The following is a 22274-nucleotide window of genomic DNA, read 5'->3' on the forward strand; positions in this document are numbered from 1 at the left end:
ATTGTCAAAGACTATATCCTTATGCAACATTTTTCTAACAGGGCCCGCGGGTTATACCGTGGGCTTTTTCGTGGCCACGGAAAGGGGGGAGCGATGGCCAAAAAACAAAGATTGACACCACAGCAAAAGCGTTTCGCGGAGCACTACGCCGCTACAGGCAACGCCAAGCAATCCGCGATAGCCGCAGGATATAAGGCGTCAAACGCAAAGCAGCAAGGCTGCAACAACCTTGCAAAGCCGCACATCATGGCCTACATCGCCGAGCTTTCCGCGCCGGGAGAAAACAAGCGAATTATGGCCCTGGAAGAGGCGCTGGAAATATCGTCGTCTATCGCCCGGGGCGAGCTGCAAACGGCGGTTAGCCGGAAGGTTGACAAGGCGACGGGCGAGGTTTTAAAAGACATCGAATATACGTTTACGCCGTCCATCGAGGACCGGCAGAAGTCGCTGGAGCATATTATCCGATGCAATGGCGGCTTTATCGACCGCCAAGAAACCGAAATCGACATGGATCTCCACGTGGTGGTGGACTATGGCGACGATTAAGGCGGAATTTAACCCGTCATTTAAGCCGGTACACCAAAGCCGATGCCGCTACATCGCTTTAAAAGGTTCAGCGGGCAGCGGAAAAAGCGTCGACACGGCGCAGGCGTATATTTTACGGCTTATGCAAGACAAGGGCCGCAACCTGCTTGTTATGCGCAAGTCCGAGGTCACCAACCGCGACAGCACCTTTTCCGAGCTTTTAGGCGCCATCAATCGCATGGGCGTCGGGAAATATTGGAAAGCGACTTTATCGCCGCTAAAGATCACGTGCGCCAACGGTAACACAATTATTTTCCGCGGATGCAATGACGAAAGACAACGGGAGAAATTAAAATCAATCACCTTTGAAAGTGGGAAGCTAACCGACGTATGGCTGGAAGAGGCAACAGAATTTACGCAATCGGATTTTGAAATCATTGACGACCGCCTTCGTGGAGAGCTACCCGCCGGGCAGTTTTACCAAATAAAGCTAACTTTTAACCCGGTATCAAAAAATCACTGGATAAAAGCCGCATTTTTTGACGTGGACGACCCGAACGTCATGACCCATCAATCCAACTACACGGGCAACCGCTTTATAGATGCCGCATACCATGAGCGCATGGAGCGGCGGAAGAAACTAGATCCCGACGGCTACCGCATTTACGGCCTCGGCGAGTGGGGCGAAGTCGGCGGCTTAGTCCTGGAGAATTGGGAAGTAAAGAAAACATCTTACACTTTGCGCGATATGGACGCCGTCGCCATCGGCCAAGACTTTGGATTTAATCACGCGAACGCGATATTGCTTATCGGCTATAAGGACGGGAACCTTTATATCCTTCGCGAGCTTTATGTTTACGAAAAAGACACCGAAGAGATCATCGACATGGCGGAAGGCCGCTTCCCCGTGAAGTCGCCCATGTGGTGCGATTCAGCGGAGCCCGACCGGATCCAAATGTGGCGGAAAGCAGGCTACAACGCGCGACCCGTCAGCAAGGAAACAACGCGGGGAATTAAGTATCAAAAAACGCAAATCGACTGGCTAAAGCAGCGGACGATTTACATCGACCCGTCCTGTACAAACACTTTGAAAGAGATAGGACAGTGGAAGTGGAAAAAAGACGCAGCAAGCGGCCAATACTTAGATGAGCCCGTGGACTTTTTCGACGATGCCATGGCCGCCCTTCGCTATGGCGTGGAAGGCTGGAGAAAGGGCGACCGCGGCAGAGTACAAACTTTTAAGCACTCACTATAAGAGGGGGGAGACATGGAGATTAAGGCAACAGCGGACAGCCGCGAATTTAACATCGACAGCAAAGACGATTTTACTTATGAGGTACTAAAAGACTTTATCGGCCGTCACAAGCTACTGGCGGCGCGATACATGGACCTAAAAAATATGTATATGGGCAAACATGCAATCTTACTGGAGAGCAGCAACAAGCCCGATTACAAGCCCGACAACCGCCTGGTGGCCAATCATGCAAAATACATCGTCGACACGCTAAACGGCTTTTTTACGGGGATACCGATTAAGACAACGGCCGAGAGCGACGCGGCGAACGCTTTTATCCAAGACTTTGAGCGGCTAAACGACATCGACGACCTAAACAGCGAGTTAAGCAAAAAATGCAGCATTTACGGGCGATGCTACGAGCTTTTATTCGTGGACGAGGACGCCCGCGTCGGAAGCACGTACATCGACCCGACGAACGCCTTTATCATTTACGACAACAGCATTAGAGAGCGGCCGCTTTATGGCGTGCGATACACCACAAACGCCGACGGGCAGCTTATCGGCACGGTATCGGACGACACGGCCATCGAATACTTTGAGCAAAACGACGACGGCGACCTTATCGTCACGGACACGGTCCCGCATTACTTCCGCGCCGTCCCCATCATCGAGTACGTGGAGAACGAGGAGCTGCAAGGGGCCTTTGAAAACGTGGAAACACTGATAAACGCCTACAACCGCGCCATCAGCGAGAAGGCCAACGACGTGGACTATTTCGCGGACGCCTACATGGCAATCTTAGGGGCGCTGGTGGAAGATAAGGACCTTTTAAATATCAAGTACAACCGCATTATCAACATGGAAGCCCCAATCGGCGGCGATAACGTCGAGGTAAAATTTTTAGAAAAGCCCAACGCGGACGAGACGCAGGAAAACCTGATCAACCGCCTGGAAACCTTGATTTTTAACCTCTCCATGGTGGCAAACATCAACGACGAGAAATTCGGGGCCGCGTCTGGAATCGCCCTAAAATACAAGCTCCAAAGCATGGCCAACCTTGCCAACGTCAAAGAACGGAAGTTCGTCCGAGGATTGAATCGCCGCTATGAATTGATATCGAACATTCCCAACACGCCAATCCGACCCGAGGACTTAACGGGAATCAAATTTATCTTTACGCGCAACATTCCCAACAACACCGCCGAAGAAGCACAGACGGCGGCGCAGCTTATGGGGATCACGTCGAGAGCAACGGCCTTGTCGACCCTATCGGTGGTGGACGACATCAAGCAGGAAATGGAAATGATCGACCTTGAAGCCGCGCAAGGTGACGCCCACTATCGCGAGTACATGGACGAGCAGCACAGGGAGTTTTAGGCCATGGACGTGGAAAAAGACCGCGCGAAAATGAGGGCTTACGCCGCCAAGCGTGAGCAAGCGGCCATAAGGCGCAGAAAAAGCGAGGATAAAGCATTTAATAAGCGCGTGGAAAGCATCTATAAAGACCTACGCACGGGCATCCAAGATGAAATATATCGCTTTATGGGCCGGTATGCCGATAAAAACGGCATCACGCTGGGCGAGGCAAACAGGCGCATCGACGCCATCGACTACCGCCGCACGCTTGAAGCCGTGCGCCGCATGAACCTTCGCGGCAATTTGACGGAAGAGCAAAAGCGGCAGCTGGATAGATTAAATATCACGAGCCGCCTCACGCGCATGGAAGCGCTGCTAGAAAATGTGAATTTGTCCTTGATTGACACCTACGGGCAGCTGGAAACCACCGTCGGCGACTACATCGTAAAGACCGGGGAATCGGAGCTACGCGAGCGGGCCGAGTTTTTAGGCGTCGAGCCGTTGAGCGTGGAGCGCATCAACCGCGATATTAAAACCATCGCTCGGGCAGACTTCCACGCGGCGGACTTTTCCGACCGCATCTGGGCGGACCAACGGCGCCTGAAAAGCAAGCTGGAAGAGGGCATCACGCGGTCCATTATCCGCGGACAAAACCCGAACAAGTGGAAGCGGACGCTATACAGTGCCATGAGCGCGGACATCGAATACAGCGAGTACGCCGCCCGAAGAATCGCTATCACCGAGTCCGCGCGAGTGCAAGGCGAGGTGGCCAAAGAGTGCTTCGAGGTGGCGGGCTACGAATATTACGAGTACATCGCCGAGCCTACCGCTTGTCCCGTTTGCGCAGATTTAGACGGCCAAGTCTTCGAGGTGGCGAAAGCCATGCCGGGGGAAAATTACTTTCCCATGCACCCGTTCTGCAAGTGCGGAGCGGCGGCGCATTATAAAGAGTGATTTTATCGTCCGAGCCGTCATGACGTAAAAAGGCCGGGGGGAAGTTAAGCATTGAAACTATAAACACATGGGGGAGACAACATGGACGACGAAAAATTATTAGACGACGAAAAACGCGACGAGAGCCAAAGCCAAGGCCAAGACAGCGGCCAAGAAGAGCAAGCGCCGAAAGAGGACGAAAAGAAGTACACAGACAAAGACGTGGACGAAATCGTCAAGAAGCGTTTAGCCCGGGAGAAGAAAAAGCAAGAAGAAGAAATCGCCGAAGCCCTAAGAGAAGCGGACGAGGCGCGGAAACTTGCAGAGATGGACGAGGACAAAAAACGGGAGTACGAGCACCAAAAAATGGCCGAGGAGTTGGCGGCACTGAAAGCCGACAAAGTCCGCAGCGAAATGAGTGCCACCGCCCGAAAAATGCTATCCGAACAGAATATCACGGTATCGGACAGCATCGTCCACAGCTTAATCACCGAGGACGCAGAAAGCACAAAGGCCAACATCGACGCGTTCGCCGAAGCGTTTAATGACGCCGTCACCAAAGAGGTGGAGGCCCGACTGAAAGGGCAAACACCCAAGAAGCTGGGCGGAAATAAACCGCTTACCAAGCAAGATATTTTAAGCATCAAAGACGAGGGCGAACGCCGAAGGGCAGTCGCCGAGAACTTAGAATTATTTAGATAAAGGAGTGAAAGAATTATGGCAAAACCTGAAAAACTCACCGAAAAATTAGGCACAGCGAACGCGATTGTCGTCACCAATAAATTTGGGGACAGCCTCAAAGGCTTACTTGACGCGCTGGGCGTACACCGCCAATTCCCGATGCGCGTAGGCGACAGGATCCAAGTATACAAAACCGTCGCAACCATCGACGGCGCACCTGTAGAAAAGGGCGACATTATCCCGCTTTCCGAGGTAAAAGTTGAGCCCGCAGAAGCGAAAGAACTCACATACCAAAAAGCCCGCAAGGCCGTTGCCTTTGAGGACGTGCAAAAATACGGCATCGAACGCGCCATCACCATGACCGACGCGGCATTGATTAAGGAAGTACAAAAAAAGATTAAGGCGGACATCTTCACCAACATCAAAGCGGCACAAAAGACCGCCGAAGGCGTGGGTCTCCAAGGCGCACTGGCGCAAGGCTGGGGCAACGTGCAAACCATCTTTGAGGACGACGGCGCGGAAGTTGTCGCCTTTGTCAATCCGCTGGACGTGGCCGACTACTTAGGCAACGCATCCGTGACCATGCAAAAAGAATTTGGCCTTAACTACCTGACCAATTTCCTGGGCGCAGACGTGGCCATCGTCACGCCGCAAGTGGAAAAAGGCGTCGCATACGTCACCGCGGTTGAAAACCTAATCTTTGGATACGCCGACCTACAAAACGGCGAAGCGGCCCGCGAATTTAACCTTATCACCGACGAAACGGGCATCGTGGGCATCCGCCGCGAACAAACGGGCGACAGATTGACGAGCGAAACCACCGTCGTGGCGTCGGGCGTACTGACCGCCGAAAGACTGGACGGTATCGTAAAAGTCACCATCAAAGCAGCGGTGACGGCATAATGCTTGTACGAGTAACGCGCGACTACTACGACAAAGACGCGGGGAAAAAGCTACGTAGCCGCGGCGCCCTTTTAGATTATGAGGACGCCAAGCGGGCCGAAGAGCTAATCGCCAAGGGCGTGGCAGTCGCCGCAAACGTCGAGACCGTGGCCAAAACAAAAGCCGCGCCGAGAGCCGCGAAAAAGTAAAGAAAGGGGGGCGGCCGTGAATATCTTAGAAACGGTAAAGAATCTTATCTTTATTGACGGGAAAGCCGCGCCTGAGAAAGAAAAGCTGCTGGAAACCGTCATCGACTTGACGGAGCGGAAGCTATGTTCGCGCATCGGCGAGGAGAGCGTGCCGCCCGCCCTTGATTACATCGTGGCGGAAGTGGCGATCATACGCTTTAATCGCATAGGATCCGAGGGCATGGCGCGGGAAGCCCAAGACGGCCGAACGATTGAGTTTAACGCCGACGATTTTGCCGCGTACAACGACATCATCGACGCCTACCTTGCCGACAAAGCCGACGGCCCGGGCAAAAGAAAGGTGCGTTTTTTATGAGGTTCGAAGCGCGTGTGAAATTTGTCAGCGGCCGCGAAAAGCGATACAACCGCAAGACCGGGAACTACGAAACCACGGGCGGCCGCGTAGATTACCGCATGGCGGACGTCACTGACGTGGGCCTGGAACGGGAACAGCTGCTTTACGGCACCGTGGGCATCGACGCCATCACCGTGCGCCTAAAATCGCCCGTCACCGCGGACTTCGACTTTTTAGAAATCGCCGGGGAGCGGTACGACCCGAAATCAGTAAAAACCTACCGCAACCGGCAGACCATCGAGGCGGTGAAAGCGCAATGAAAATAACGTTAAGCGGCATCGATAGCCTATTAAAAGCGTTAAGCGGCGAGGAAGTGAGGGGCAAGGTTTCCAAGGTGGTGCAAAAGCACGGCGCAGCCATGCACAAAGCCGCCTTGCGAAACGTCCCGGTCGACACGGGGCACCTAAAACGCAGCATCACGCTGGAGGTAAGCAGCATGACGGCGAAAGTACAAGAACACACCGAATACGGTAAATGGGTAGAAACAGGCACCCGAAAAATGGCGGCGCAGCCATTTATGAAGCCCGCACTACAAAGCGTAGAAGGCGCATTTGTCGCGGATTTAAGAAAGGCGGTCAGATAATGACACCGGAGTTGGATTTTTATAATCTTTGCCGGGACGTGGCCGTCGACTTAATCGGCGAGGCCAATGTTTACAGCTACCTACCGCCCGCGGGCGCGGCTTATCCCTTTATTTATTTAGGCGAGCAGCAGCACGTGGACGGCACCTGGCAAAACAAAAGCGTCATTTTTCCCACGCTTTACCAAACGGTCTATATTTACGACGACAAGCCCGACGAGCGCGGCAGCATGGTAGACATCGCCACGCGGTTTATGGCAGCCATACGGCAAGCAAGCAAGACAGATTTTTATAATTATCATATTGTCAACATCGACTATAGGCAGCGCGCCGACACATCAACATCGGTGCCGCTATTGCAGGCGATTATTGACATACAAGTAAAACCACATTAAGGGGGCATACAATGGCAGATACAAAGGCAGCAGAAATTTCGGCAGTCATGGGCGTGGAGCTTATCCTGCTTTTCCGCGACCTGGACGAGGCAAAAACCAAACCCGCCACGAAAATGGCGTTCCAAACCGAACACAGCGTCGAGGCAAGTCGGGACAGCGACACCACCGCCACAAAAGACGGTGGCGTCACATCGTCCGCAACGCTGGAAGAAGAAGTCAGCATCAAGACCATCATGGCGCGCAATGACCCGACCGGGGACTTTGTCGAGCGCGCGTTTTACGACAACCGCACCATCGAAGTGTGGGAAATTGACCGAGGCGCAAAAAATGAGAAAGGCTTATTTAAAGCGGAATACCGCCAAGGCAAGGTGACGGACTACGCCCGCACGGGAAGCGCAGAGGACGCCGCGGAAATTGAGTTTACCTTTAAGACAAACGGCAAGCGGCAAAAAGGCTATACGCCGCTATCGGAAGAACAAGAAGAGCTTATGCAATATGTATTCCGCGACACCGAAGTTTACACGGGCGAGGAAAACGAGAAAAACGCAGAGAAAGAAAGCAAGTAATCAACGGGGGCGCAAAACGCGTCCCTATTTTTTTGTTTAGGGGGAAATCATGGGAATCAAAAAAGACGGCCGAGACTACACGCTGGAAACTGGAAAAGGAACCTACCCGCTACGTATGACCTTTAAGTCGCTAGACTACTTAGATGGCATTTATAAAATCGAGGACGACGGCGTGGACTTTGGTGTCGGCGTGCGGTTATTGATCGCAGAAATCACAATGCAAAACCTAAATGCGGTCTTACATTTTATCCGCGCAGCTACCTTACATCTAGGCAGCAAGCCGCCCGAAAACGACATCATCGACATGATCGGGGCCATGACCGATAAAGAGTATGACGCACTTTTTAAAGCGGCACAGGATTTTTTATCCGAGGCGGCACTTACAAAACACGCCGCGAAGAACTACAAGACGGCAGTGGAAAAAGCAAAGAAGGCAGCAGAGAAAGCCTAACCTACTACGATTACCTGGTTAAGATTTTAAAATTGCGCCCGGACTTTACCGTGGAGCAGGCGTCCAACACGTCGATTAGAGATTATGAGGTTATGACGCAAGCCTACGTCGAGCGCGAGCAAGACAGGCAGCTGGACGCCAAATTTATTGCATCATACACCGCATGGCAGTCGGCGCAGATGGAAGCCACAGACAAACGCGGAAAGCGTGTCATCAAGCGGTTTTCACAGCTTTACGACTACGACAAAGAGCGGCGCGCAATGACCAGGGAAGAAAAACCGATAAAGCAAAAAGCACGCGACGCAGGCGTGCTGGAGAAATTGGCAGAAATCAACGGAAAGGGGGGAGAGAATGGCGGAATATAACGTAAAAGCGATACTCACAGCCAACGCAACGCAGCTTATCGCGGGCATGAGGGAAGCCAAGGCGAGCGTCGAGCAATTCGGACAAGCCACAACGCACATTAAAGGCGACGTCCCGGCCATGATTGGCGGCGTAGGTAAAGCCCTTACCAAAGGCGTGACCTTGCCGCTTGCAGCAATCGGCGGGGCATCGGTAAAGACGGCCGCAAACTTTGAGGCGGGCATGAGCAAGGTGCAAGCAATTTCCGGGGCATCGGCCGCGGATATGCAGCGGCTAAGCGACATGGCCAAGCATATGGGCGCGACGACCAAGTTTTCGGCATCGGAATCCGCCGAGGCCCTATCCTACATGGGCATGGCGGGGTGGAAAACGGATCAAATGATCGCGGGCCTTCCCGGGGTTATGAACCTTGCCGCAGCGAGTGGCGAGAACCTGGGCATGGTTTCGGACATCGTCACGGATTCATTAACGGCCTTCGGCATGACGGCCAACGACACAGGCCGCTTCGTCGACGTTTTAGCCGCAGCGGCTACCAACTCCAACACAAACGTCAGTTTAATGGGCGAGACCTTTAAATACGCCGCACCGATCGCCGGGGCGTTAGGTTATAGCGTCGAGGACACGGCCCTTGCCGTCGGCTTAATGGCCAACGCGGGCATCAAGGGGTCGCAGGCGGGTACCGCCCTTCGAGGCGCCTTAACACGCTTAGAGGCGCCCACAAAGGACGTCCAAAAAGGGATGAAAATGCTGGGTCTCAACGTCAAAGACCTACAAGGCATGACGCTAGACCAAAAGCTGCAGACCCTTCGCGGGGCCTTCGCGGGCCTGGACGAATCCCAAAAGGTACAAGCGGCGAGCTTGCTTTTCGGGAGGCAGGCCATGAGCGGCATGCTTGCCATCATCAACGCGTCGGAAAGTGACTACAACAACCTAAAAAACGCCATCAACAACAGCACGGGCGCCGCCCAAAAAATGGCGGACGTCATGGAAGATAACCTGAAAGGATCGCTAACCATCCTAAAATCCGCTTTAGAAGGCGCAGGAATCGCCATCGGCGAGATATTGGCGCCTAAAATCCGCGTGGCAGTGGACAAAATCACGGAGCTGGTCAGCGCATTTACAAACTTAGACCCGGCAACGCAAAACACGATTGTAAATATCGGGCTAGTAGTCGCGGCCATCGGGCCCGTGCTTGTTATCATCTCCAAGGTGATATCCACGTTTATGAAAGCAAAAGCGGCATTTACAGCAATAAAAGACGCAGCGACCATATTGTCGGGCGCGGGCGGCCTTGGAGGCTTAGGCGCCGCATTTACAAAGTTAGGCGGCCTTGCAAAAGCGGCCTTTGGCCTTATTGCGGCCCACCCATTTGTGGCCATCGCGGTGGCGGCGGCTGTGGCCGTCGGGCTAATCATCGCCAACTGGGACAAAATCGGCCCCAAGGTAAAAGCGGTATGGGAGCAAGTAAAGACGAGCGCGTCCGAGGCGTGGGAAGGCATCAAAGCCGACTGTGCGGCATTTGGTGAGTTTTTTACAACGCTATGGGACGGTATCAAAGAGGGCGCCGTGCAGGCCTTCACGGGCCTAAAAGAGGGCATCGTGGAGTCGTGGACAGGCCTTACAGAGGCGCTATCCGCAGTGTGGGAAGGCATCAAGGCGGGCATGGTGGCCGCATGGCAAGGCATCGGCACCGCCGTCGGCGAAGTCGTCGGAACGATGAAACAATACATCATGACGACGCTCCAAAACATAGCACCCGAGCTGGGCGGTATATGGGACGGCGTAAAATCCGTGACAAAAGGCGCCTGGGACTTTATAAAAAATATTGTCATCGGATCAGCGCTTATTATCCTACAAGCCATCACGGGAGATTTAAGCGGTGCAGCGGACAGCGCACGGCAAATTTGGAACAACCTCAAAAAGGCCACCCAACAAATTTGGGACGGCATGAAACAAATTATCAGCAACGAGCTAAAAGCCATGGCAAAAGTTGCGGCGCAGGTCACAACCGACATCAAAAACAAGGTGCGGCAAGCGTGGGAAGGCATAAAAAACACGACCCAATCCGTGTGGAACGGCATAAAAACCGCGATACAAACGGCCTGGAACAACATTAAGCAGGTAGTGACCACGGCCATGGAAGCCGTAAAAACCGCCATAAAAACGGGCTGGGATAACGCAAAAAATGCAGTAACAAACGCGATGAACGGCATTAAAACGGCCGTGCAAACGGGCTGGAACAATGCAAAACAAAATGTAAAATCAGCAATCGACAACATCAAGTCAACAGTGCAGAGCGGTTTTTCGAACGTCGTAAGCACTGTAAAAGCCAAGGTAAATGAGATCCCCGGGGCCGTGAAAAACGGCTTTACCCGTGCAATATCGCAAGCAAAAGGCGCTTGCAGTCAGGCCGTTGGTGTAGGACGTCAGCTTGTAAACGGCTTTGTCAACGGCGTAAAAGCAGCCGCAGGACGATTGGCAGCAGCCGCGCGAAGTGTAGTTGCCGGAGCAATTAGAGCGGCGAAGGGCGCGTTAAGAATCCACTCGCCGTCCCGTGTTTTTATGGACATCGGCTGGTACACAGTTAAAGGCCTTGCGATCGGCTTAGAGGACAACGCCGACATGGCAGCCAAGGCCATGGGAAAAGTCATCGACCCGCTTACAGGCCAAGAGATCGACATCGGAAGCAATCTTGACCGCATAAACAAGCAAGGTAACGCCGCCGTCGATTATGTAGTAAGCGACAAGTTAGGCGAGCGGAAACAAAGCCAAACGGTCATTTTACGCTTAGGCAATCGCGACTATAAGGCATTTATCGACGACATCACAAACGCACAAGGCCGTGAGATCAGGCTGGCCGAAGCCTATGGAATATAAAGGGGGTGGTACTATGTATGATTTTATTAGGACAGACGAGCCGACAATCGCATCGACGAGCTCCACGCAGATGGAGATTGACGGCGAAAACATTGATAAGGCGCTACGGGGCTATCGCACCCTTGCCGTAGACGGCAGGGAGACCATCGGGCGCAATATCAACGCCCACGAGCGGGAGAATTACAGCATGATCACCAACCCCGTATTCGACGGCGCAATTTTGCTGGGCGGAAATATTCCGCCCCGGACCATCAAAGTGACCTATCAAATCAGCTTAGAACGCTACGGCGAGCGGGCGGAGCTTTACGAGGTTTTAAACCGTCGGCTGCATCGTCCGCAAGTGCGCTTGCGCTTTACCGACGACCCGCGGTTTTACTACATGGCCACGCTCCAAGGCATGGGAGACATTCCCGTAGCCCTGGAGCATACGGGGGAATTGGAATTTGTCGCACACGACCCGTATAAGTACAGCGTCGAGCCCGAGGTATTGACCATCAAAAAATCGGGCACGCTAAAAAAGCGCGTGTTATGGCCTATCGCCATCGAGGACATGACCATCACGGCGGAAGCAGCCACGGAAAAATTAATCATCAAAAATGAGAGCAACGGCCAAAGAATCATTATCGACCACGCCATCAAGCCCGGCGACAAAATCGGTATCAGCTTTAAAGAGTACAAGATACTTTATAACGGCCTAACCGATATTACGGGCGCAATGGATATCCGCAGCAATTACGAGGACATGGCCATCGAAACAGGCGACATCATCAGCACCAACATCGACGCAACCGCCGTGGTCGGATACAGGGAGCGGCGCCTATGATTTATGTATTTGATAAAAACGATGACTTTATCGCGAACCTTGCATCGTCCGAGTTGTTAGACGCAACGCAGGACGAGGGCATCAACACCATGGACGAGTTAAGCATCGAGATAAAAGCAGCCGCCCGAGAAAAATTATCCGGGGCAATGTTTTTAGCCCACGAGGCAGTAGACGACCCCGAAAGATTTAGATACTACAAGATCATCACCGCAGAAAATACCGACGCAGGAATCGCAGTAAGAGCCATCGCCGCCCAATTTGACGAGCTATCCGCTTATGGATACTTAAGAGAGTACCGCCGCGAGAACGCCACGGCAGCGGAAGCCGCGAGCATTGTTTTCGGCGGAAGCCGCTGGGACGTTATCAGCGTAGACGATACACCGCAGCGAGCTTTTTATATATATGACCTAACCCGCCTGGAAGCCTTGAAAAAGCTGGTGGAGACCTACAACGTGGAATTAAAGTTCGCGGTAGAAATTGAGAAAAACAAGATCACCCGCCGCACCGTGGAAATCCACAATCGCCTCGGGCAGGACACAAACAAGCGCTTTTATTACGGCACAAACGCATTGAAAGTTACCCGCGAGGAATCGCAGGAACAGATCGTTACCGCCGTCATCGGCAGAGGACGAGGCGAAGAAAAGTTTTCCGCCGACGGAGAAGCGACTGGTGGATTTGGCCGCCGCATCAATTTTAAAGACGTAGAGTGGCGGAAAGCCGACGGCAAGCCGTTAGACAAGCCAAAAGGGCAGGAATACATCGAGCTACCCGAGGCCACAGCCCGCTACGGCTACAGCGACGGAACACCACGCTTTAAAATCCAAGTGCATGACCAAATAGACGACCCCGCCGAGCTCCTACAAGCCTGTTACAGCGACTTAATCAGGCTATCCCGCCCACTGGTACAGTTCGCGGCGAGCGTCGTACAAACGGGCCCTGTAAGCCTCGGCGACGGCGTGCAGATTATCCGCCGCGACTTAGATATCTTTTATACCGCCCGCGTCTTTAAAATTAAGCGTAACCTTTTAAACGCAGCCTTAACGGAAATAGAGTTAGGCGACAACCTTGCCTATGGGCAGGCGGACAGAAACCGCGAAATCGTCAATCAGATCGGGTCACTAAACGAGCGCGTCACGGAAGTGGCAAAGAGCGCAAACCTTGCATTTAATCAGGTTTTTGTCGAAATGAGAGAGGGCCTAAAAAACAGCGCCTTGAATCAAGACGGCTATAACTACGAGCTACGCGCGGGCAATGAGTACGGCCTACCCGCGGGGTATTACAGCTTTAACGCACCTATCGACAAAAATCCGACGAAGGTCATTTATGTGGGCGCGGGCACCATGGCCATCGCTAACCGCAAGGACAGCGGCGGCAAGTGGGACTGGAAAACATTCGGGACGGGCGACGGCATCCTTGCCGAGGCTATCGTCGGCCGACTGGGCGAATTTGCGAGCGTCAACGCCAATCAGATCACGGTTAACAACGAATTCGGAACTACGCCAATAGGCCGCGTCATCGGCGGGAAACTAAAAGTATTAGACGATAAAATCGTAGACGAAACGGGGGAAATCCGCGACGACCTTAAGCTTGTAGACGGCAAAATCGTTGACCTTGAAGGACGCGCAGTTATCCAAGACACGCTATATAACAACGTAAAAATCACGCAGGCCAAGGGCGTGCAAGTCTTAGACAACAACAACCGCGAGCGCGTGCAACTGGGAAACTGGGCGGCGGACCGCTACGGTTTAAAGCTAACCGACAAGACAGGCGCCCGCACCGTCTTAGACGACGAAGGGATCCTCCAATCATGGCAAGATGGGCGGTGCGACAACGTGGACGCACAAAACCCGCTAAAACTCCATCTATACGTACCAAAAGAGACAAAACGCCTATATAAAGCCGCCTTGCGCATTTATACGGAAGGCTTTAGAGCGTACAGTAAAGCGACAAAAGGCGGCGGCGGCGAGGTCCCGACGACATCGTGGGAGCCGTCAAAAAGTAAGACGTCATCATCTGGCGGCGGTGATTATGGCACTACTCACGGAGAGGCGGATGTTTCTGGCAGCATAGTCAAGGTTTATGTGCAAAGTGCAAGTGGGATTGATTATACGAAGTGGGTTGAGTTTTGGCAAACGCAGAGCCACGAACACCGCTTAAACATCGACGCCCACTACCACGATTTTGAAATCCCGGGACACGATCACACCGTAAGAATCGACCCGCACGCCCACGATATCGAATATGGCATTTATCAAGAATACGTAGGCAACGTCCGCACGGAAATCTATATCAACGGCAGCGACAGAACAAGCGCTATAAGCGGCGGCGGCTACGTTTACGGCGATAATGCCGAGATGGATATGACAAACTATCTTAGGACAGGGTGGAACGAAATCCAAGTCCGCAGCAACGGGCGGTGCCGTGTAGACGCCACCGTCTTTATACAGGCGCTGGTACAATACGCGCCCATGTAGAGAGAGGGGGAGACCATGAAAGAAATTAAAGCAACGCCGACAGGAAACGGCGTCATCGTAAAGGAAGCCCGAGTCTTTGAGGCTACGCGCGAGGACATCAGGCGCAAAATTGAGGGCTTAGAATATCATCGGCGCAGCTTAATTGCACAATCCGCGGAAATAAAAAGCCAATACGACAGCACCACGGCAGAATTAAATGAGTATAAACGCATTTATGAAGCCAACTTTCCCGCGGAAAATACCGACTTTGTGGAGGTAAAAGACAATGAATAATGTAAAGCCTACCCGCCTAAAATTTGATCGCTACTATCACGCCGAGTTGTTCGCGACGCAGGGCGACACGGGAAGAACCTTTGCCCTTGAAATCCTGGACGACTACAACAAGCCCATGAACTTGACGGGGGCGACTTTGCGGCTTTATGTGGCAGCTGGCGACGAGGTAACCTACGCCGACGGCACAATCGACGACGCGGAAAAAGGCAAGGCAAGCGTCACGCTTTACAATTCGCAGTTAAAATTCCCGGGCAAACAAAAAGCGCAATTTGTATTGACGGGCGCCGACGGTCATAAAATCGGATCAAAAATCTTTGACCTTTACGTGGAAAAAGAGCTTGCAGCGGGCCCGACGCTAGGGAAAAACCTGTATGTAGACTTTGAGACCATCGAAGAGACGCTAACTTTAATCAAAAACTACGACAAGACGCTGGAAGAGGCGAAGGAAGTCGACCTATCCCTCAAAGTAAAAATCGAGGAAGGCGTAGACACCCGCGCAGACCTTGCAGCGTGCAAGGAAAAGGCCCTAAAGATTAAAAGTGAGCTAGAGGACAAAACCGCAGCGGGAACGCGGGAAAAAGACGCCCTGGACGCCACGAACGCAACAGCAGCAGAGCTACGCACGGACTTAACCCGCGAGAACAGCGCCGCCACGAATAACATCGCCACATTGGGCGATAAAATCACGGCAGGCGACAAGACGGCGGAAGGCTTAACGCAGGCAACAAACGCAGCGGGAGCCGCCGAAGCCATTTTAAAGACCACCACGCAGGGAGCGACGGCAGCGGAAAAGACGCTAAAAGAAACCAACGCCGCAGCGGGAGCGACGAGGAAGAATCTATCCGCCACCAACGAAGCGGGCGGGACATTGTCCGCCGAGCTATCGCGAAAAATCAGCACGGGCGCAACACTCAAAAGCGTACTAGACGAGAGCACCGCCGCAGCGGGCGACAAAAAAAGCGCCCTTGATAACACCATCAAGACCGCAGAAACCCGCGAAAGCACGCTAAAAGCCGCCGACACGGAAGCTAAAGATACCGAAGCCGCTATCCGCGAGCTTATGAACAGGCTAGACGCTACAAAGGGCGAGGTCAACGCCATCATCGCGAGCGGCGACCTCGGAAAATACGTCACCGACCCCGTGCTGGAAGAAAGACTAAAAGCCTACGCAACTAAAGGGGCGATATTAGATAAACAATATTTATATGATATTTTAATGGGCGAAAGCCTTGTAACAAAAAAAGCGGGCGAGTGGCCCGTGGTGCATGGCGAGCCGACAAGCATCGAGGCGAATGCTTTTGCAGACAACCAATTAACGAGCGTCGTTATCCCGCCGAGTGTAACAAGTATCGGGAGCAATGCTTTTGCGAACAACCAATTAACGAGTGTCGTTATCCCGCCGAGCGTAACAAGTATCGGGTTGGGCGCCTTTGTGTATAACCAATTAACGAGCGTCGTTATCCCGCCGAGTGTAACAAGTATCGGGAGCAATGCTTTTGCGAACAACCAATTAACGAGCGTCGTTATCCCGCCGAGTGTAACAAGTATCGGGAGCCGCGCTTTTGCGAACAACCAATTAACGAGCGTCGTTATCCCGCCGAGCGTAACAACCATCAAAAGGCACGCCTTTGTGTACAACCAATTCACGAACGTCGTTATCTCATCGAGTGTAACAAGTATCGAGATGAGCGCTTTTGCAAAAAACCAACTCACCGAAGTAAAAGTCCCTAAAAATTGTACAGTCGCAGACAACGCCTTTGACCCTGGCGTAAACATCATCAGATATTAAGCAAGGGGGACACATGCAATACAAAACAATACAGGAACTTTACCTTGCAGTGGGGGTGGCGGGGGCTATTGTCGTGGTCTTTTTAGCCCTTTTCACCTACCTTGTCGTAGCAAGTGATAAAAAGCGGACGCAACAAATGGACGACGTCGTGGATAAATTATCCACGTTACAGATCAACGACAACGATTTTAAAGTCTTAATGCAGGGTTTAACCGAGACCGTAAAAGAGCTATCCACAACTAACCGCATTGTGGCGGACACGGTCAGCAAGCTAGACTTTTACAGCAAAGACCTGCACAAAAAGCTAGACAAGCACGACGCGAAAAGTGAACGAATCCTTGAAGAAATCAGGCATTAAGAAAAGGGGGAAGCCGTGAAATATATATACAAGCAAATCACAAACGGCCGCCAAATGGGCCGCAAACGTGGGCACAATGAGATCCGCTTTATCGTCATACACGATACGGGCAACAAGGGCAAAGGCGCGGGAGCTATGGCGCATTACAGGTATTTACAAGGCGCAACGCGTCCCGGGTCCGCGCACTACTACGTCGACGACAAAGAGATTATCCAAACCATCGGCGACAGCCGCGTGGCATGGGCAGTCGGCGACACGTGGGCACGCAAGCACCGCACCCGCAGCGACGTGACGAATTACAACTCCGTCAGCGTCGAGCTTTGCATCAACAGCGACAGCAACGGGGCTGCAGCGTATAAAAACATGCTGGAGCTAACAAAAAATCTAATGCGGAAATTTAACATTCCCGCCGATAGAGTGGTCCGACACTTTGACGCGTCGGGGAAGCCTTGCCCCATGACGTGGCAGGCGAACAAGTGGGCCAAGTGGTGGCAATTTAAAGCCGACATCAAAAAGCCCATCGAGTGGCAGATCGACCTATCCAAGACATCGGACTTCGGCCCGGGAGCAGCAGGAAAAGCAGCAGAAAAAACGAAAGGGGAAAAAGCAATGGCAGAAAGAGACATCAACAAGGTGAGCCCGTGGGCAGAAAAAGAGTGGAAGGAAGCGCAGGAAGCAGGAATCACAGACGGAACCCGCCCCGGGGCAGTGGCAACCCGTGAAGAAGTGGCCGCCATGATCTTGAGAGCCACGAAATGCAAGTGCGCGGGCGGAAACGACTGAACAGAGGCAAGGGATAACACCTATAACGAATTTAAAGCCCGCAAATCGCCTCTCAGAGCGTCGGGTGAAGAAACGGCTAGAAATAGCCATTTAAAGGGGGAAAGAATGACAAAAAAAGATTTGTTGCGTAAAATCGGCAGCCGTAAATTTTGGGCGTGCATCACGGCGGTGGTCATCGCCTTGATCGCCTTTTTTAATGCCACGCCCGAGACCACCGAGCGCGTGGTGGCGCTTATATCGGCCATCGGCGGCCTATGTATCTATATGTTAGCCGAGGGAATGGCCGACAGTAGCGGCGGCGGCAGCGACGAGCAATAACCGCACAGAAAAAGCCTACCAACGGACAGCAGCGTCCCGCGGTGGGCTTTTTTTATTGCGCGTAAAATCAAAAAACAGCCGTTTTCGCAGATTACGGCACGGTGGGCGGCTTGTAAATTGCGAAAAGCGGCGTTTTTAGAAATAAGGAAATATGAACTATTGCAAAAAATGCAACAGTTGAAAAAAAGGAAAGGCGCCGGGAAAAGGAAGCCCGACGCCGAGAGTGCAGCCGGAGAATGGCCGCTGTTTATAGTATAGTGTAAGATTTAAAATAGAGCAACAAAAAAGGGATCGAAATCGACCCCTTTTCTGCACAAAGTACTTATAAACAAATATGTTTCAATCCACGGGGCAAGATCCCCGAAATCGTACTCTATAAAAATATTTTTCAATCCGCAGGGCGGAAGCCCTGAATTTTGAAGGAATGTATTTCAATCCGCAGGGCCGAGACCCTGACAACGAGTTTCCCCGTTGCTATGGTTACAGTATATACAGGATCCCGAAAAAAGTCAAAATAATTTTAAAAAAGGGTTGACAGGATATATACCATGGTATATACTGTAATCACAAGATAAGGAAAGGGGAAACACCCCGAGAGTTGAAAAAAGGAGAACAACATGAAAAACTTAACCGCAGCAATCGAAAGAATCACCGAAGAAAACAAAAAAGAAATGGTCAGCCAAATCGGCTGGCGGCTTATGGAAATCATCATTTACAACGACGGCGAAATCGACACCCGCGAAGCCGGGTGCACGGGCGACTACGAGGATGAAATCGCAGGCCACATTACCCTTGAAATCGAATACTGGCGCGAATACCTCGAAGAAATCGGCGCATACGACGAGGAAAACGACACAATCGCCGACGACCTGGACGACGAAACGATAGAAAGAATCGCCGAAGCAATGTTCGAAGCAGCCGAAGAAAACTAGAAAGCCGGGCGGAAATCGCCCGACAAAACCCAAAGAGAAAGGATGAAGAAAATGAAAAAAACAATTAGCTACAAGACCAAAACAGGGACAACCGGGGAAATCTTTTTAGATACCGCAGAATTTACAGATAATCACAACGAATTTACCGTCACGTCTAGCAAGATGGAAGCAATCAGGGGCCGAGTGGTAGTCAGTAAAGACCACGGCGGATGCCTAAAAGTGATACCCGCGAAACCAATCGAAATTAAGGGCAAAAAATACGGCCACATTATCATCGCCGACCCCGCAGCGGCAAAAGAATTTAAACAAACCTTTGACGAAATGTATGAGGTTTACAAGTGGGAAAAACAAACCGTAGTCACCGAAACAGACAAAGAGCAACTAGCAAAACCCGCATACTTTTTTTACGACGGCTGGGAATTTAAGGCCGATATGTACGAGCATCAAGTGGATGCAAGAGTGCGCAGGTACTTTAGCACCCACCCGACCGACCGCATGGTTAACTGGTACGACCTACACGATGCCTTTTTAAAAGACGACGAGCTACGCAGAAAGGCGATGCAGGAAGGCGAAAGTGTCGGAAACGGATATAACAAAGTGGAAATCACCGATGCCGACGTGGCGCGGATCATCGAAAAATACTTTGCCGACATCGACGCCGCCGCAGCAGCGGAGAAGGAAGCGGAAGAACGCGAAGAAAACCGCCGAAAAGAGCTTATAAACAAGGCGAAGGAAACGGGAGAGCCGCAACTGTTATTCCGCCGCTTTGCATGGTGCGACGATCCGAAAGAAGAGTGCGACGTCGACGTTATCGAAGGCTACATCGACGCGGACGGAAATGTGGAAGTAACAAAGCAACATTTGTATTAAGGGGTAGCAAAATGACAAAAAGAAAAACATCGGATGCGCAAATCCGCGCCATCAAAAAGTGGCGCGACGATAACAAAGAAGCGCATAGAATCGCATCGTATCGATCCACGGCGCGGACGTTTGTTCGCCACTACGCCACGGAAGAGGACATGGAAGAGCTGCGGGAAATCTTCGAAAAAGAAAATGAAAACTTTACAAAAAACAGTTGACAGGCACTATACCATGGTATATAATAAGATCAAGAAATGAGGAAAGGGGAAACACCCCGAGAGAAAAAGGAGAATGAAAATGAAAACAATCAAAGAAGTACGCGAACAACTGGACAAGAAAAATTTATACATCGTTGAAAGCGAATACGTTGAAAAAGGTGAGTTTTACGAAAGCCTAACCACCTACGACCGCGAAGAGGCCTTGAAGGAAGCCCGCGCAATTAAGGAAAATGACGACGAAAAAGAAGGCCGCAGAATCGTAGTGACGTCGTACAAATACGACGACATCACCGACGATGCCATCGAAAGATGGATCGAAAGCGGAAGCGAACACGTTGAAGATATTTACATCGATAATTGCGAAGCGCAGGAAGAATACATCTAAGAGCATAAAAAAGGCGGGGCACGAACCCCGCTTTTTGAATGCAAAAAAAATCACGGGTGCACAAGTGCGCCCGCTACAAAACAAATGAGTTTTTAAAATCCCCCTTATGATTACATACTTGATTATATCATATTTTATCTTTTCGCGCGACGATATCCCGCGGCTTGCGCTTGCGCCTCGGTCTCAAAGTAGACAATGTTCCCTGGCGCGATTTTGTCGTAGCTTGCGCCGCCCGGCATGTGGTAAATGTGCGACTTGCGATTCCCGCGAATATTCCCTTGCCCTACAGGGCCGCTGGGAGCGGGTGCAGGTGCAGGCGCAGGTGCTGGCGTGGGTGCCGGTGCATCGCCCGCGGCCCATAGTCCGGCATTTTTCCCGCGTGCTTCCCGCTCTAGCGACCTAAAGAGGTCAACATATTTGACGTCGGGCGGGAATGTGGATAACTTAGCGTAGCCGCCTAAAAGCAAGGCAGCATTAAAGCATTTATCACGCACTTCGGCGTTCGTCGGGTTATTGCTGGACGGGCGGGCGGTCCATACATAGCGCAGCAAGCGGCCATAGCGATCCACTTCGGAAACGTCTTTTTGTAAATACACCGTCTTACCCTCTAGCGCGTTTTTAGTAAAGGCGGAAGCCTCGCGCCCGTAAAATTCCACGCCTTTCTTCGGGTGTTTCGTTTCGGGCGTATCGACGAGGATCAGGCGGACTTTTTGCCCACTATCCAAGACGATGGTGTCGCCGTCAACTACGCGGGCCACCTTCGCGGCCTGGAAGGTGTTAGACGACTTTTCAGGCGTGTATCCCGTGCCGACGATAGCGGTATAAGTGGTAGCGTCCCACGATACGGGCTTTCCCATGGCCTCGGCGATAACCCGCAGCGGAAGGAAGGTGCGATCATTGCGAATGATGGTTTCCGTGTCCATCGGCACCTTGACGTCCCCGGCGGCGTAGAAGGCTTTCCCGGGCATAAAGGCGTATGTAGCCCCGTTTATATTGATAAGCGCCTGGCGCGCATCATTGTCCCATTCCACATCTAGGCCCAAGGCCTCGGCGACTTGACGCAGCGGGACGAGCGTGCGGTCTTTGTGTATGACGGGCGATACGTCCCCAGTGACATAGCGGCCTTCCACCCACAAGCGCGGCGTCCTGGCGTGCGCAGGTTGAGGGACAAAGCCCGCAAGCATGGCGACGGTAAGCATAATTGATAATAACCTTTTTTTCATTTTTCATGTACCCCTTTCTTTCCATGAGTATATCAGGGAGAGCGTCGCGCGTGTTACATATTCAATATCTTAATGCATTTTAATATTCTAAAAATAAAAAACAGGCGAAAGCCTAAAAAAGACTTTCGCCTGGTTGCACCACCGTAGCACCACAATTCATAGAGTGGCCGCCACGAATGGCTTTATTTGGTGCATCTTCAGGGACTCGAACCCTGGGCCCACTGATTAAGAGTCAGTTGCTCTACCAACTGAGCTAAAGATGCAAACGTCGATAACAGAAACAATTATATAGCCCGGGCGTAAATTTGTCCAGTCTTTTTTTTAAAAAGAAATCGACAAAAATCCGCACCGGGTAAAGAACAGGTCAAATTCTCACGTTTGTGGTAAA

27 protein-coding genes and 1 tRNA gene are annotated in these 22274 nt (G+C 51.9%); 26 read left to right on the plus strand and 2 right to left on the minus strand.

The features are described 5' to 3' along the window. Nucleotides 1-111 precede the first annotated feature (111 nt). The 26 genes from WKT05_RS02745 (at nt 112) to WKT05_RS02870 (ending at nt 20663) form a co-directional block, all read left to right on the plus strand. Nucleotides 112-546: a terminase small subunit gene (locus tag WKT05_RS02745; RefSeq protein ID WP_340412804.1), complete on the plus strand. Its 435-nt coding sequence runs from the start codon at nt 112-114 to the stop codon at nt 544-546. Further along, a complete protein-coding gene (locus WKT05_RS02750; protein WP_340412805.1) occupies nt 533-1780 on the plus strand; it encodes a PBSX family phage terminase large subunit in 1248 nt (415 codons plus the stop codon). The genes WKT05_RS02745 and WKT05_RS02750 overlap by 14 nt, the downstream gene beginning before the upstream one ends. 12 nt (nt 1781-1792) lie before the next feature. Next, nucleotides 1793-3139: a phage portal protein gene (locus WKT05_RS02755; protein ID WP_340412806.1), complete on the plus strand. Its 1347-nt coding sequence runs from the start codon at nt 1793-1795 to the stop codon at nt 3137-3139. A 3-nt stretch (nt 3140-3142) separates the two neighbouring features. Further along, on the plus strand, nt 3143-4072 hold the full coding sequence (locus WKT05_RS02760) for a minor capsid protein (protein ID WP_340412807.1): 930 nt from the start codon (nt 3143-3145) through the stop codon (nt 4070-4072). A gap of 81 nt (nt 4073-4153) precedes the next feature. Beyond that, the gene (locus WKT05_RS02765) at nt 4154-4753 is read left to right on the plus strand and encodes a DUF4355 domain-containing protein (protein ID WP_340412808.1); all 600 of its coding nucleotides are present in this window, start codon (nt 4154-4156) and stop codon (nt 4751-4753) included. A gap of 15 nt (nt 4754-4768) precedes the next feature. Then, nucleotides 4769-5635: a hypothetical protein gene (locus WKT05_RS02770; RefSeq protein ID WP_340412809.1), complete on the plus strand. Its 867-nt coding sequence runs from the start codon at nt 4769-4771 to the stop codon at nt 5633-5635. Next, entirely contained in the window at nt 5635-5823 is a 189-nt protein-coding gene (locus WKT05_RS02775) for a hypothetical protein (protein ID WP_340412810.1), read from the plus strand. Before WKT05_RS02770 ends, WKT05_RS02775 begins: the two co-directional genes overlap by 1 nt. Nucleotides 5824-5839: 16 nt before the next feature. Continuing rightward, on the plus strand, nt 5840-6178 hold the full coding sequence (locus WKT05_RS02780; RefSeq protein ID WP_340412811.1) for a phage head-tail connector protein: 339 nt from the start codon (nt 5840-5842) through the stop codon (nt 6176-6178). Next, on the plus strand, nt 6175-6477 hold the full coding sequence (locus WKT05_RS02785) for a hypothetical protein (protein ID WP_340412812.1): 303 nt from the start codon (nt 6175-6177) through the stop codon (nt 6475-6477). Before WKT05_RS02780 ends, WKT05_RS02785 begins: the two co-directional genes overlap by 4 nt. Beyond that, a complete protein-coding gene (locus WKT05_RS02790) occupies nt 6474-6800 on the plus strand; it encodes an HK97-gp10 family putative phage morphogenesis protein (RefSeq protein ID WP_340412813.1) in 327 nt (108 codons plus the stop codon). Before WKT05_RS02785 ends, WKT05_RS02790 begins: the two co-directional genes overlap by 4 nt. Next, nucleotides 6800-7192, plus strand: a complete 393-nt coding sequence (locus WKT05_RS02795) for a hypothetical protein (protein WP_340412814.1) — start codon at nt 6800-6802, stop codon at nt 7190-7192. Before WKT05_RS02790 ends, WKT05_RS02795 begins: the two co-directional genes overlap by 1 nt. 11 nt (nt 7193-7203) lie before the next feature. Next, on the plus strand, nt 7204-7758 hold the full coding sequence (locus WKT05_RS02800; RefSeq protein WP_340412815.1) for a phage major tail protein, TP901-1 family: 555 nt from the start codon (nt 7204-7206) through the stop codon (nt 7756-7758). Between the two features lie 49 nt (nt 7759-7807). Then, on the plus strand, nt 7808-8209 hold the full coding sequence (locus WKT05_RS02805; RefSeq protein ID WP_340412816.1) for a tail assembly chaperone: 402 nt from the start codon (nt 7808-7810) through the stop codon (nt 8207-8209). Between the two features lie 92 nt (nt 8210-8301). Next, nucleotides 8302-8574: a hypothetical protein gene (locus WKT05_RS02810; RefSeq protein ID WP_340412817.1), complete on the plus strand. Its 273-nt coding sequence runs from the start codon at nt 8302-8304 to the stop codon at nt 8572-8574. Continuing rightward, nucleotides 8561-11449 (plus strand): phage tail tape measure protein, encoded by a 2889-nt coding sequence (locus WKT05_RS02815; RefSeq protein WP_340412818.1) that lies wholly within the window; start codon nt 8561-8563, stop codon nt 11447-11449. Before WKT05_RS02810 ends, WKT05_RS02815 begins: the two co-directional genes overlap by 14 nt. Before the next feature lie 13 nt (nt 11450-11462). After that, entirely contained in the window at nt 11463-12272 is an 810-nt protein-coding gene (locus WKT05_RS02820; protein ID WP_340412819.1) for a distal tail protein Dit, read from the plus strand. Beyond that, the gene (locus tag WKT05_RS02825; protein WP_340412820.1) at nt 12269-14746 is read left to right on the plus strand and encodes a phage tail spike protein; all 2478 of its coding nucleotides are present in this window, start codon (nt 12269-12271) and stop codon (nt 14744-14746) included. The genes WKT05_RS02820 and WKT05_RS02825 overlap by 4 nt, the downstream gene beginning before the upstream one ends. A 15-nt stretch (nt 14747-14761) precedes the next feature. Then, nucleotides 14762-15019: a hypothetical protein gene (locus tag WKT05_RS02830; protein ID WP_340412821.1), complete on the plus strand. Its 258-nt coding sequence runs from the start codon at nt 14762-14764 to the stop codon at nt 15017-15019. Further along, nucleotides 15012-16808: a leucine-rich repeat protein gene (locus WKT05_RS02835; RefSeq protein ID WP_340412822.1), complete on the plus strand. Its 1797-nt coding sequence runs from the start codon at nt 15012-15014 to the stop codon at nt 16806-16808. The genes WKT05_RS02830 and WKT05_RS02835 overlap by 8 nt, the downstream gene beginning before the upstream one ends. A 13-nt stretch (nt 16809-16821) precedes the next feature. Continuing rightward, the gene (locus tag WKT05_RS02840; RefSeq protein WP_340412823.1) at nt 16822-17166 is read left to right on the plus strand and encodes a hypothetical protein; all 345 of its coding nucleotides are present in this window, start codon (nt 16822-16824) and stop codon (nt 17164-17166) included. A gap of 15 nt (nt 17167-17181) precedes the next feature. Further along, entirely contained in the window at nt 17182-17949 is a 768-nt protein-coding gene (locus WKT05_RS02845) for a peptidoglycan recognition protein family protein (RefSeq protein WP_340412824.1), read from the plus strand. Nucleotides 17950-18054: 105 nt separating this feature from the next. Continuing rightward, nucleotides 18055-18267 carry a hypothetical protein gene (locus WKT05_RS02850; RefSeq protein ID WP_340412825.1) on the plus strand — a complete coding sequence of 71 codons (213 nt, stop codon included), beginning with the start codon at nt 18055-18057 and terminating at the stop codon, nt 18265-18267. Between the two features lie 617 nt (nt 18268-18884). Continuing rightward, a complete protein-coding gene (locus tag WKT05_RS02855; protein ID WP_340412826.1) occupies nt 18885-19199 on the plus strand; it encodes a hypothetical protein in 315 nt (104 codons plus the stop codon). A gap of 51 nt (nt 19200-19250) precedes the next feature. After that, nucleotides 19251-20069 carry a hypothetical protein gene (locus WKT05_RS02860; RefSeq protein WP_340412827.1) on the plus strand — a complete coding sequence of 273 codons (819 nt, stop codon included), beginning with the start codon at nt 19251-19253 and terminating at the stop codon, nt 20067-20069. A gap of 11 nt (nt 20070-20080) precedes the next feature. Beyond that, nucleotides 20081-20278: a hypothetical protein gene (locus WKT05_RS02865; protein ID WP_340412828.1), complete on the plus strand. Its 198-nt coding sequence runs from the start codon at nt 20081-20083 to the stop codon at nt 20276-20278. A gap of 79 nt (nt 20279-20357) precedes the next feature. After that, the gene (locus WKT05_RS02870) at nt 20358-20663 is read left to right on the plus strand and encodes a hypothetical protein (protein WP_340412829.1); all 306 of its coding nucleotides are present in this window, start codon (nt 20358-20360) and stop codon (nt 20661-20663) included. Between the two features lie 134 nt (nt 20664-20797). On the opposite strand, the gene WKT05_RS02875 is transcribed toward WKT05_RS02870, so the two are convergent. Then, complete coding sequence (locus WKT05_RS02875; RefSeq protein ID WP_340412830.1) at nt 20798-21886, minus strand: stalk domain-containing protein; 1089 nt, start codon at nt 21884-21886, stop codon at nt 20798-20800. 187 nt (nt 21887-22073) lie between these two features. Then, nucleotides 22074-22149 (minus strand) — tRNA-Lys (locus WKT05_RS02880). Nucleotides 22150-22274: the final 125 nt, after the last annotated feature.

Origin of the sequence: Peptoniphilus sp. HCN-40583 (assembly GCF_037892835.1) — a bacterium.
GTDB lineage: Bacteria > Bacillota > Clostridia > Tissierellales > Peptoniphilaceae > Aedoeadaptatus > Aedoeadaptatus rachelemmaiella.

Bases quoted from the DNA above. Each gene is read 5' to 3' on its own strand.
- WKT05_RS02750 (WP_340412805.1), top strand. From the start codon at position 533: ATGGCGACGATTAAGGCGGAATTTAACCCGTCATTTAAGCCGGTACAC.
- WKT05_RS02755 (WP_340412806.1), top strand. From the start codon at position 1,793: ATGGAGATTAAGGCAACAGCGGACAGCCGCGAATTTAACATCGACAGC.
- WKT05_RS02760 (WP_340412807.1), top strand. From the start codon at position 3,143: ATGGACGTGGAAAAAGACCGCGCGAAAATGAGGGCTTACGCCGCCAAG.
- WKT05_RS02765 (WP_340412808.1), top strand. From the start codon at position 4,154: ATGGACGACGAAAAATTATTAGACGACGAAAAACGCGACGAGAGCCAA.
- WKT05_RS02770 (WP_340412809.1), top strand. From the start codon at position 4,769: ATGGCAAAACCTGAAAAACTCACCGAAAAATTAGGCACAGCGAACGCG.
- WKT05_RS02775 (WP_340412810.1), top strand. From the start codon at position 5,635: ATGCTTGTACGAGTAACGCGCGACTACTACGACAAAGACGCGGGGAAA.
- WKT05_RS02785 (WP_340412812.1), top strand. From the start codon at position 6,175: ATGAGGTTCGAAGCGCGTGTGAAATTTGTCAGCGGCCGCGAAAAGCGA.
- WKT05_RS02790 (WP_340412813.1), top strand. From the start codon at position 6,474: ATGAAAATAACGTTAAGCGGCATCGATAGCCTATTAAAAGCGTTAAGC.
- WKT05_RS02795 (WP_340412814.1), top strand. From the start codon at position 6,800: ATGACACCGGAGTTGGATTTTTATAATCTTTGCCGGGACGTGGCCGTC.
- WKT05_RS02800 (WP_340412815.1), top strand. From the start codon at position 7,204: ATGGCAGATACAAAGGCAGCAGAAATTTCGGCAGTCATGGGCGTGGAG.
- WKT05_RS02805 (WP_340412816.1), top strand. From the start codon at position 7,808: ATGGGAATCAAAAAAGACGGCCGAGACTACACGCTGGAAACTGGAAAA.
- WKT05_RS02810 (WP_340412817.1), top strand. From the start codon at position 8,302: ATGACGCAAGCCTACGTCGAGCGCGAGCAAGACAGGCAGCTGGACGCC.
- WKT05_RS02815 (WP_340412818.1), top strand. From the start codon at position 8,561: ATGGCGGAATATAACGTAAAAGCGATACTCACAGCCAACGCAACGCAG.
- WKT05_RS02820 (WP_340412819.1), top strand. From the start codon at position 11,463: ATGTATGATTTTATTAGGACAGACGAGCCGACAATCGCATCGACGAGC.
- WKT05_RS02825 (WP_340412820.1), top strand. From the start codon at position 12,269: ATGATTTATGTATTTGATAAAAACGATGACTTTATCGCGAACCTTGCA.
- WKT05_RS02830 (WP_340412821.1), top strand. From the start codon at position 14,762: ATGAAAGAAATTAAAGCAACGCCGACAGGAAACGGCGTCATCGTAAAG.
- WKT05_RS02835 (WP_340412822.1), top strand. From the start codon at position 15,012: ATGAATAATGTAAAGCCTACCCGCCTAAAATTTGATCGCTACTATCAC.
- WKT05_RS02840 (WP_340412823.1), top strand. From the start codon at position 16,822: ATGCAATACAAAACAATACAGGAACTTTACCTTGCAGTGGGGGTGGCG.
- WKT05_RS02850 (WP_340412825.1), top strand. From the start codon at position 18,055: ATGACAAAAAAAGATTTGTTGCGTAAAATCGGCAGCCGTAAATTTTGG.
- WKT05_RS02855 (WP_340412826.1), top strand. From the start codon at position 18,885: ATGAAAAACTTAACCGCAGCAATCGAAAGAATCACCGAAGAAAACAAA.
- WKT05_RS02860 (WP_340412827.1), top strand. From the start codon at position 19,251: ATGAAAAAAACAATTAGCTACAAGACCAAAACAGGGACAACCGGGGAA.
- WKT05_RS02865 (WP_340412828.1), top strand. From the start codon at position 20,081: ATGACAAAAAGAAAAACATCGGATGCGCAAATCCGCGCCATCAAAAAG.
- WKT05_RS02870 (WP_340412829.1), top strand. From the start codon at position 20,358: ATGAAAACAATCAAAGAAGTACGCGAACAACTGGACAAGAAAAATTTA.
- WKT05_RS02875 (WP_340412830.1), bottom strand. From the start codon at position 21,886: ATGAAAAAAAGGTTATTATCAATTATGCTTACCGTCGCCATGCTTGCG.